This window comes from Burkholderia sp. 3C (assembly GCF_054589155.1).
In genome coordinates this window covers 239,028-248,727 of the sequence record NZ_BAAILN010000151.1, presented here as the reverse complement: position 1 = coordinate 248,727, position 9,700 = coordinate 239,028, and the positions used below count along the sequence as shown (strand labels likewise).

At 67.2% G+C, this 9,700-nt stretch carries 8 protein-coding genes and 1 pseudogene; 2 read left to right on the top strand and 7 right to left on the bottom strand.

Going from position 1 to position 9,700, the window contains the following annotated elements; genetic code table 11:
• Positions 1 to 110: 110 nt before the first annotated feature.
• From ACYP33_RS31995 to ACYP33_RS31975, 5 genes are all read right to left on the bottom strand, one after another.
• Positions 111 to 1,412 carry a UDP-N-acetylglucosamine 1-carboxyvinyltransferase gene (locus ACYP33_RS31995; RefSeq protein ID WP_414439309.1) on the bottom strand — a complete coding sequence of 434 codons (1,302 nt, stop codon included), beginning with the start codon at positions 1,410 to 1,412 and terminating at the stop codon, positions 111 to 113.
• Between the two features lie 245 nt (positions 1,413 to 1,657).
• The gene (locus ACYP33_RS31990; protein WP_414447493.1) at positions 1,658 to 2,008 is read right to left on the bottom strand and encodes a hypothetical protein; all 351 of its coding nucleotides are present in this window, start codon (positions 2,006 to 2,008) and stop codon (positions 1,658 to 1,660) included.
• A gap of 451 nt (positions 2,009 to 2,459) precedes the next feature.
• Positions 2,460 to 4,244 (bottom strand): chloride channel protein, encoded by a 1,785-nt coding sequence (locus tag ACYP33_RS31985; RefSeq protein WP_459625193.1) that lies wholly within the window; start codon positions 4,242 to 4,244, stop codon positions 2,460 to 2,462.
• A 22-nt stretch (positions 4,245 to 4,266) separates the two neighbouring features.
• Complete coding sequence (locus ACYP33_RS31980; protein WP_459625192.1) at positions 4,267 to 4,680, bottom strand: MarR family winged helix-turn-helix transcriptional regulator; 414 nt, start codon at positions 4,678 to 4,680, stop codon at positions 4,267 to 4,269.
• A gap of 121 nt (positions 4,681 to 4,801) precedes the next feature.
• A complete protein-coding gene (locus ACYP33_RS31975) occupies positions 4,802 to 5,944 on the bottom strand; it encodes an HPP family protein (RefSeq protein WP_459625191.1) in 1,143 nt (380 codons plus the stop codon).
• Positions 5,945 to 6,337: 393 nt separating this feature from the next.
• On the opposite strand from ACYP33_RS31975, the gene ACYP33_RS31970 reads away from it, so the two are divergent.
• Entirely contained in the window at positions 6,338 to 7,294 is a 957-nt protein-coding gene (locus ACYP33_RS31970; protein ID WP_414447497.1) for a LysR family transcriptional regulator, read from the top strand.
• Positions 7,295 to 7,346: 52 nt separating this feature from the next.
• Here ACYP33_RS31970 and ACYP33_RS31965 read toward each other — a convergent pair whose 3' ends face one another.
• Entirely contained in the window at positions 7,347 to 8,435 is a 1,089-nt protein-coding gene (locus ACYP33_RS31965) for a calcium:cation antiporter (protein ID WP_414447498.1), read from the bottom strand.
• Positions 8,436 to 8,648: 213 nt separating this feature from the next.
• On the opposite strand from ACYP33_RS31965, the gene ACYP33_RS31960 reads away from it, so the two are divergent.
• On the top strand, positions 8,649 to 9,314 hold the full coding sequence (locus tag ACYP33_RS31960; RefSeq protein ID WP_414447499.1) for a MarC family protein: 666 nt from the start codon (positions 8,649 to 8,651) through the stop codon (positions 9,312 to 9,314).
• 1 nt (position 9,315) lies between these two features.
• Here ACYP33_RS31960 and ACYP33_RS31955 read toward each other — a convergent pair.
• A pseudogene (locus tag ACYP33_RS31955) lies at positions 9,316 to 9,700 on the bottom strand (CPBP family intramembrane glutamic endopeptidase); the annotation flags it as partial.

The window sequence follows — 9,700 nt, the reverse complement described above, 5'->3', positions numbered from 1 at the left end:
ACGCGGCCGGTTCGCACCGGCCGTGAATTGAACTGCTTGCGTGTTTCACTCGCATCGCCCGGCGCGGCTTCGGCCGCGGGCCGGGCGATGTGCCGTTCGGCACCCGGCGATCAGTCGCCGGCGGTCCACTCGACGTTGGCGCCGACCGAACGCAGGTTCTCGACGAAGCGCGGATGCGCGCGGCGGATCGGCTGCGCGTTGAGGATTTCGGAGCGGCCCTCGATGCTCGCGGCCACCATCAGCAGCGCGATCGCGACGCGGATGATGTACGGGCTTTCGACGCGCGCCGGTGTCAGCGGCAGGCCGCCGAACGTGATCAGGCGGTGCGGGTCCGACTGGAACACGTGCGCGCCGAACTTCGACAGCTCGCCCGTCCAGCCCATCGCGCCGTCGTACACCTTGTTCCAGAACATCACGCTGCCTTCGGACTTCACGCCGAGCGCGATGAAGATCGGCAGCAGATCGACCGGCAGATACGGCCACGGTGCGGCTTCGATCTTGGTCAGGATGTTCTGCGTGAACGGCTTCTTGACGCGCATCACGCCGTCGCGCTGGGCGCGCGACCAGCCGTTTGCGTGCGTGACCTGCACGCCGAGCTTGGCGAACGTGCGGTCGATCAGCGGGAACATTTCGGGGCCGCTGTTGCGCACGGCGATGTCGCCGCCCGTGATTGCGCCGAGCGCGAGGAACGTGGCGATTTCGTGGAAATCCTCGGCGAAGCGGTGTTCGCCGCCGCCGAGCTTGCCGCCGCCCTGCACGCGCACGTGCGAGGTGCCGATGCCTTCGATCGGCACGCCGAGCAATTCGAGGAAGTGGCAGAACTCCTGGACGTGCGGCTCGGACGCGGCGTTGACCAGCGTCGAGACGCCGGCCGCGGCGGTGGCGCACAGCACGAAGTTCTCGGTGGTGGTGACCGACGCGTAATCGAGCCAGTGATCGTTGGCCGTCAGCGGGCCGGACGCGCGCACGATCAGCGAATCGGTGGTGCGCTCGATGGTGGCGCCGAAGCGCTCGAACACCTCGACGTGCGGATCGATCTCGCGCACGCCGAGCGTGCAGCCCTTCACGTCGCTCTCGAGCCGCGCCACGCCGAAGCGCGCGAGCAGCGGCGGCACCAGCATGATCGACGAACGCATTTCCTCGGGCAGGCGGTGCACGGCCGGATCGAATGTCGTGTCGCGGTGATGCAGGTCGAGCACGCCGCTGGCGAAATCCATCGACACGTCGCTGCCGAGCGTGCGGAAGATGTCGAGGATCTTGCGCACGTCGGTGATGTCGGGCACGCCGACGAGCCGCAGCGGCTGATCGGTCAGCAGGGTCGAGCAGAGAATCGGGAGGACGGCGTTTTTATTGGCGGACGGCGTGATTTCCCCGCGTAGCGGAGTGCCGCCGTGAACGATCAGATTCGACATATTTCGGCGCGATTGGAATGAAAGATGGCGCAAGGCTCGTATCATGCCACCGTTTCGTCATGCGGCGCGAGCAACCGGCGACGGCGGGAGGGAATGTGAGACAGCGCGGGGCCGATTCGGCGCGGTGATATCCAATTCGCACCCCAATAAAACAAAAACCTCGCCGAAGCGAGGTTGAAGCGAGGCCGGGCGCCGATCAGGCTTTGCGTGGACCTATCGAAGCGGCGCCCGGCCCGAACGCCGTGTTACAGGCAGGCGTTCAGGTCGGCAGCGGCCGGGCTGGCGGCATCGCCCACCGAGCGGAAGCCCACCCAGGTGGCCGAGCCGGCCGAGCGAGCCGGGCGCACCAGGGCGGCGGCGCCGTTAGGCGGCTGTTGGCCCGGGACGTAGACATCCATGGCCTGGCCGTTGGCGAGCACGTTCTGCGAAACCACGGTTTGTTGGGACTTGTCGGCCCAGGCCTTCGCGATACAGGCGGAAACCTCCTGGGCGGGTTTCTGGCTTTGACCGACGTTCTGGATCGTCCACTGGGGTTGCTGTTGCGCGAAAGCGGAAGCGGCGACGGTCAGTGCGATAAGCGGCAGCAGTTTCTTCACGTTATCTCCTTGTTCGGTCGTTGGTACGAACCGCGCGCTTGTGTAAATCAGCGCGCCGGTAGTGACTACGAAAGTGTCAGATCACATGTTCGCCGATCCGTTCCGGGAAGTGCGCAACAGTTTGTTAAGTTGCATGCCGAAACGTGACGAGACGTATCCAGGTGTTTCCGAGATAGAGAGCCGTGATCGCAGATCTGGCGAGGCGGATAGGGAGGAGAGGCGGTCAACAGGAGGGTCAAGGCGAAATCCGCCGTCAGCCTACGCCCCGGCTCTTCGGCCGATGGCGCAGTGTGCTTGCTGAACGGTGGCCCCGTCGCATTTGCACGCATGATCGCAAAAAATGCGGCGTACAACTGTCAAGCACATATAAATACATCGCGACAATCGTGACATCTCCAAACGGGGCCGGGCACGCATTTGCGTGACGTGTTCGGGCGCTGAAAACCGCCGTTCAGCGCGCGCGTACCAGCCGACGCGCCGGGCGGGCCGGCCGCATGGCGTGAAAGCGTTCGCGCTTGTGTTCCTCGTCGAAATGGCGCAAGGCCGGCTTGACCAGGTCGCTGCGCGACACGATGCCGGCAAGCTGCCGCGTGTGCGGGTCCGTCAGCACCGGCAGTCGCTCCAGTTCGTGTACTGCCAGCCGGGTGGCGACGAGCCGGCACGTTTCGTCGGCCAGCGCGTACGCGCCGCGCGAGGCGCCGTGCAACGCGTCGCCGAGCGTCGCGTCGGGGCCGGCGGCGGCGTGGATTCGCTCCAGCGTTGCGCGGTCGAGCATCGTCACGAACGCGCCGTCGCGCAGCACCGGATAGGCGCGATGGCGCTGATCGGCGGCAAAGCCGGCCTGGCGCGCCGCGGAGATCGTCATGGCGGCGTCGAGCGTGGTCGCCTCGCGTGTCATGACGTCGGCGACGTGATGGCGTTCGAGCGGATCGACGCCGTATTCGCGATAGATGTGATAGCCGCGCCGCGCGATTTTCTCGGTCATGATCGAGCGCCGCATCACCACCGCCGAGAAGCCGTGCGCCACCAGCGTGGCCGCCAGCAGCGGCAGCAGCGCGTTGGCGTCGTGCGTGAGGCCGAACGCGAACACCACGGCCGTCAGCGGCGCACCGAGCGTGGCGCCGAGCGTGGCCGCCATGCACACCAGCGGCCACAGCGCCGGATCGTTGCCGGGCAGCACCGCGCCGATCACCGTGCCGAGCCCCGCGCCGAGCATCAGCAGCGGTGCGAGCACGCCGCCCGAGGTGCCCGAGCCGAGCGCGACGACCCAGATCAGCGCCTTCACGGCCAGGATCGCCAGTACCACCTGCAAGGCCAGATGGCCGTGCAGCAAGTCGCCGATCACGTCGTAACCCACGCCGAACGCGCGCGGTTCGAGCCAGCCGCCAATGCCCACCACGACGCCGCCGAGCGCGGGCCACCACATCCAGTGCAGCGGCAGCTTGCCGAACGCATCCTCGGTGCGATAGAGCGCAGCCGACAGCCCGCTGGCCAACGCGCCCGACAGCAGCCCCGCGAGCAGGCAGATGCCGAGCGCCGAGGTGGAGGGGGCCGCGGTGGTCAGCGGGAACAAGGGCTCGGCGCCAAAGTACAAGGCACGCGCGAAGCCGGCCACCGCGCAGGCCAGCGCGACCGGCAGGAAACTGCGCGGCCGCCATTCGAACAGCAGCAATTCCACGGCAAGCAGCACGGCGGCCACCGGCGTGCCGAACACGGCCGTCATGCCGGCCGCGGCGCCGGCCACCAGCAGCGTCTTGCGCTCGGCCGCCGTCACCTTGAAGCACTGCGCGATCAACGAACCGAGTGCGCCGCCCGTCATGATGATCGGCCCTTCCGCGCCGAACGGCCCGCCGCTGCCGATCACGATGCCCGACGAGAGCGGCTTGAGCACCGCCACCTTCGGCGACATCCGGCTCTTGCCGAACAGGATCGCCTCGATCGCCTCCGGAATGCCGTGACCGCGAATCTTCTCCGAGCCGTAGCGCGCGATCATGCCGACGATCAGCCCGCCGATCACCGGCACTCCGATCACCCACGCGCCGAGCGCATGGCCGGCAGGCGAGCGGTCGGCGAACGACCCGTGGCCGAAGAAGAACAGGTTCGTGAACAGATGGATCAGGTTCAGCAGCACGACCGCGGCGAGCGTGCTGGTCACGCCGATCACGGCTGCGAGCATGGCGATGCGGGGCAGGCGGACATTGGGCGCGAAATCGCGCTGGTGCGGGGCGGCGTGCATGGCGGGCGGGACGATAAGGGAATCAGTAGTCGATTTGCGGTACCTGGAAGGCGCCGCGCAGGGATTTCAGTTCGGCGCGATGCAGCGCGGCGAGGCGTGTCAGCACGCTTTCGCCGGCTTCGAGCAGATGCACTTCCACCTGGCGCCGGTCGCTTTCGCTGGTGCGGCGCTGCACGAGGCCAAGCGCCTCGCAACGCGACACCAGCGCGACCACGCCGTGATGCTGGGCTTGCAGCCGTTCGGCCAGCTCGCCGATCGTGGCCCATTCGCGGGCTGGGAAGCCCTTGATATGCAACAACAACAGGTACTGGAGCGGCGTCACGCCTTCGCTCTGGGCGGCGCGCTCGGAGAAGCGTTCGAAGCGCCGCATGTGATAACGGAAGTCGGACAGTTGCTCGAAATCGCGCTTCTGCAGCAAGGGGTTCGTGTCGCTCATCGGGATTCCTGATGGCCCGTCTCGGGCGGAATCGGCAAATATATCATGACATGATATAAGTGGTCGTATTTCGGCGTTTGGAGGCAGGGCAGGACGCATCGGGTTCTCTCTGCGTTGTCGGTCAGGCGGCCGTCAGCACCTGCGTGCGCCGGTACAAACCGGCAATCAGATCGGCTTGCGTGACCAGCCCGACCGGGCGCGCGGCGGCATCCACCACCACGATCACCGGCTCGCCGGCTTCGGCGAACAGCGGCACGAGATCGGTGATCGGTTCGGTCGACAGGATGGTTGGCGTGTCGACGTTCAGCAGGCCGGCAAGCGCCGGACCCCGTTTCGTGTCGATGGCGGCGGGATCGGCCGCGCCGCTGACGGTGAGCGTGTCGCGCGTGACGATGCCGAGCAGGCGTTGCGCGGCATCGACCACCGGCAGGGCATCGGCGCCGAGCCTGTCCAGCGCGGCCAGTGCATCGGTGGCGCGCGTGTCGGCGCTCAGGCGGGCTTCGGGGTGCGCGGCGATGTCCGCGCAGCAGAGCGCGCCGAAGGTGCGGGCGTAGGCGTGCAGCTCGGTTTCGCGCAGCAGCGCGTCGAGATCGTCCGTCGACACGTCGAGCCATTCGGTTCGGCGCTTCAGCACCGCTTCGAGATCCTCGCGCGAGAAGCCACGTGCCGGCGCCTGTTGAGCCTCGCGTGGTGCGGCGGCACGGTGCGGGTAGCGGTGGCCGGTCAGCGCGTGATAAACGATCGCGGCCAGCAGCAACGCGGCCGATTGCACGGCGATCGGCTCCAGCACGAAACCGAAACCGAGCGCATGCACGGCCGGCCCGCCGACCACGGCGGTCAGCGCCACCGCGCCCGACGGCGGATGCACGCAGCGCAACGCCAGCATCGCACCAACGGCCAGCGCGATCGCCAGTGCGGCAGCGCCGATCGGGTCCGGAATCCAGCGCGCGCAGGCCACGCCAACGGTGGCCGCCACCAGGTTGCCGCCCAGCAGCGACCACGGCTGCGCGAGCGGGCTGGCCGGCACCGCGAACAGCAGCACCGCCGACGCGCCCATTGGCGCCACCAGCAACGGCATCGCCTCGGGGATGCCGGGCAGCATGCGCATCGTGAGCCCCACGCAGGCGATCCCGACCAGCGCGCCGACGCACGAACGCAGCCGCTCGCGCGCACTCAGCGTGACGGGTGCCGGTGCGAAACCGAGCAGCCAGGCGCGCAGGCGCGAAGCGGTCGACACGGGGGAGTGCGAGGTAACGGATGACATGGCGAAACCGTTGGGCGGCAGTCGGGTGAGCGCGAATTGTATCTCAATATGATATTTATCATGGTGCATCGGCGCTAAAGCGGTGCGTCTTTGCTCCGTTTTGATACGAAAACGTTCAGCTTCGGTGCGATTAGCGCAAAGTTTCGTGACAGAAGGCGAGGCGCGCAGCTAGACGAACCGTATGAAGTCGTGATGAATCGGGCACGCCATGTATTGCGAGCAGGCGTACAATTCGCGCCAATCTGGTTGCTTCACATTCAATTCCAAAACATGCCGCTCGCGATACCGTCCTCCTGCCCGCTGCCAAGGCCGAGGTCGGGTTGTCTTCTCCGAGCGGGCCGCACGGCCTGCGCCGTCGCGATTTTGCGCCACCCACCGTCTCCCTGAATCCCCATGGACATGCTCGAAAACATGCGACTGTTCGTGCGCGTCGTCGAGGCCGGCAGCTTCACTGCCGTTGCCAAGGAAATCGCCGCCACCACAGCGCAGGTATCACGCGCCGTCTCGAATCTCGAGGCCCACGTTCAAACGCGCCTGCTGCACCGCACGACGCGCCATCTCGGCATGACCGAGAGCGGCCAGCGCTACTTCGAACGCGCGAAGTCGATCCTCGCCGAAATCGATCATGCGAACGCCGAGGCGCGCAACGCGCTGCTCAAACCGAGCGGCCGGATGCGGATTCATGCGATGACGGGGCTGGGGCAGAGCCATGTGGTGCCCGCCGTGGTGCGTTACCAGGAAGACAACCCCGAGGTGTCGGTCGATCTGACGCTCGCGCAGCGCATGCCGAACCTCGTCGAAGAAGGCTATGACGTTTCGATCGTGACGGCGGCGCAGTTGCCCGATTCGGGTTACGTCGCGCAGACTTGCGGCGAGAGCTGCAGCGTGCTGGTCGCGTCGCGCGATTATCTGGCGAGCCACGGCACGCCGAAGACGCCCGACGACCTGCGCAAGCATGTCTGCCTGCGGCTCGACACGCCTTCGGCGCCGGGCGGCGAGTGGCGCCTCGAAGGTGGCGACGGCGAAGAGTTGCGCTATGAATTGCCGGCGTCGCCGTTCCAGGTGAACGTGCCCGACGCACTGGCCGTGGCGTTGCGCTCGGGGCGCGGGATCGGCTCGATCGCGCTCTACACGGCGATCGAAGACCTGCGCTCGGGGCGGCTGGTGCGTGTGCTGCCGAACTATCGGCTGCACACGATCCATGTATTTGCCGTGTATGCGTCGCGCCGCTATCTCGACGCGAAGACGCGCACGTTCCTCGACCACCTGCGCACGACGCTCACGCCGGCGCTGGCCAACGATCTCGTCGAACTCGAACGGCTCGCCAGCCCGGTGGCGGCAGGCGCCTGAACTTCCGAGCATGGCTTTCGCCGCGCGCGCGTTGCCCCGAGGCCCCGCGCGTTCAGTGCGTGATCGACAGGAACAGGTAGGCCGCGAATATCGAAAGGTGCACCACGCCCTGCAGCACCGTGGTACGCCCGGTGCTGAGCGTGAGCGTGCTGACCAGCAGCGTCAGCGAGAGCAGCGCGGTTTCCATCGGGCCGACGCCGAGCGTGAGCGGCTGGCCGGTCCACACGAATACCGCGGCCACGGTCGGGATGGTCAGGCCGATGCTGGCCAGCGCGGAGCCGAGCGCGAGATTGAGGCTGGTCTGCAAGCGGTTGGCACGCGCCGCGCCCACCGCGGCCAGCCCTTCGGGCAGCAGCACCAGCGCCGCGATGACGATGCCCACCGCCGCCTCCGGCGCGCCCAACTGCGCCACGCCGCGCTCGACGGCCGGCGACAGCAGCTTCGCCAGCAGCACCACCGCCACCAGCGCGACGAACAGAAAAATCATGCTGATCAGCGCCACGTTGCGGCTCGGCGGCACCGCGTGCACGGATTCGTCTGCGCTGTCGGCCACCAGGAAGTAATCGCGGTGGCGCACCGTCTGCACGAACACGAACACGCCGTACAGCACGAGCGACGACACGCCCGCGAACGCCAGTTGCGAGGTGGAGAGTTGCGGGCCGGGCGCGGCACTCAGGTAGTTCGGCATGACCAGCGACAGCACCGCCAGCGAGGCCAGCACGGCCAGCGCCTTGCTCGCGCCGCGCCCCTGGAAGTCCTGTTCGCCGTGCTTCCAGCCGCCCACCAGCAGGCACAGCCCGACGATCCCGTTGCAGACGATCATCACCGCCGCGAACACCGTGTCGCGCGCGAGGCCGGCTTTCTCCGGGCCGGATGACAGCATCACCGAGACGATCAGCGCGACCTCGATGACCGTGACGGCGATCGCGAGCACCAGCGTGCCGAACGGCTCGCCGACGCGATGCGCGATGACCTCGGCGTGGTGGACCGCCGCGAACACCGCGCCGGCCAGCGCGGCTGCAACGAAGACGAGCGTGAATCCGCCGTCGACCGAGATCACGCGCGACAGCCCCAGCACGACCCAGGCGGCGAGCGGCGCCCAGAGGGTCCAGCGGGGCAAGGCGTTCGAGGAGTGTGGCATCGGGAATCCTGTGGTCAGGGTGAGGGCGAGGACGATTCTAGCAGGCGGGTCGCTGTGGTCGGGCCCTGCGAAAGACATAAGCCGATTGGCCGCCTTGACGAGGTCCGGGAGCGATGGCGGAATGTTTCGTTCAACGGGGCGATTCAGGCGCGAAGCGCTGCACTACAATGGCGCCGGCCCCGATTCCGAACCTCGTTCACCCTTCTTCACGCGATGATCATCGACCGTCTGATTTCTGAAATCCTGTTCGGCTTCACCGGCCTGATGGGCATCATCAATCCCTTCGGCATCGCCTTTCTGTTCCTCGAACGCACCGATTCGCTCACCGAACGGCAGCGGGCAGTGCTGGCGCGCAAGGTGGCCATCAACGCGTTCATCGTGCTGCTGGTGGCGTTCTTCCTCGGCACGCCAGTGTTGCATTTCTTCGGAATTTCGATGGAAGCGCTGCGGATCGGCGGCGGCTTCGCGGTGGCCGTGTCGGGCTGGCAGATGCTGAACGCGCCCGACGTGCCGAGCACCGACGCCATCAAGCCGATCGATCCGCGCAACGTGATGGCGCGCGCGTTCTTTCCGTTGACGATCCCGCTGACGGTCGGCCCCGGCTCGATCGCCACGGCCATCGCGCTGAACGCGAACCGTACCCACAAGCTGTCGGAATTCCTGCTGTCGAGCATCGTCTCGGTGGCCGTGTCGGCGCTGGTCGCGCTGGTGATCTGGCAGACCTACAGCCGTGCCGAAGTGCTGGCGCGTTACCTCGGCGTCGAGGGCACCAAGGTTGCGCAGCGCGTGTCGGCGTTTCTGTTGTTGTGCGTGGGCGTGCAGATCATGCTGACCGGCTTCTCGGCGTTCCTGCAACCGCTGGCCGATCAGATGAAATGAGTCAGCCGCCGTGCATCGCACGCAGCGGATAGGTGAACAGCGCGAAATGGATCACATCGAAGCTCGCGTGCGCGAGCCAGGCCGCGCGCAGGCCGCCGAACCGGTAGGCAAGGCCATAGCCGATGCCGGCCAGTGTCGCCAGGCCCACCAGCACGATGCCGCCCGAGGCGTGAGCGGCACCGAATAACAGTGCCGCGATCGCCATCGCCATCCACTGGCCGCCACCCACCCGGGCGAGCCCGATTCCCAGCCCGCGCTGGATCCAGCCCCGGAACAACGCTTCCTCGGCCAGCGCGACGATCAGCAGATTGTTGAGCAGCCACAGCCAGCCGAAGGTGGGCCATTTTGGCGCGAAGCTTACCGCGCCGGCGGCGAAGGCGATCGGC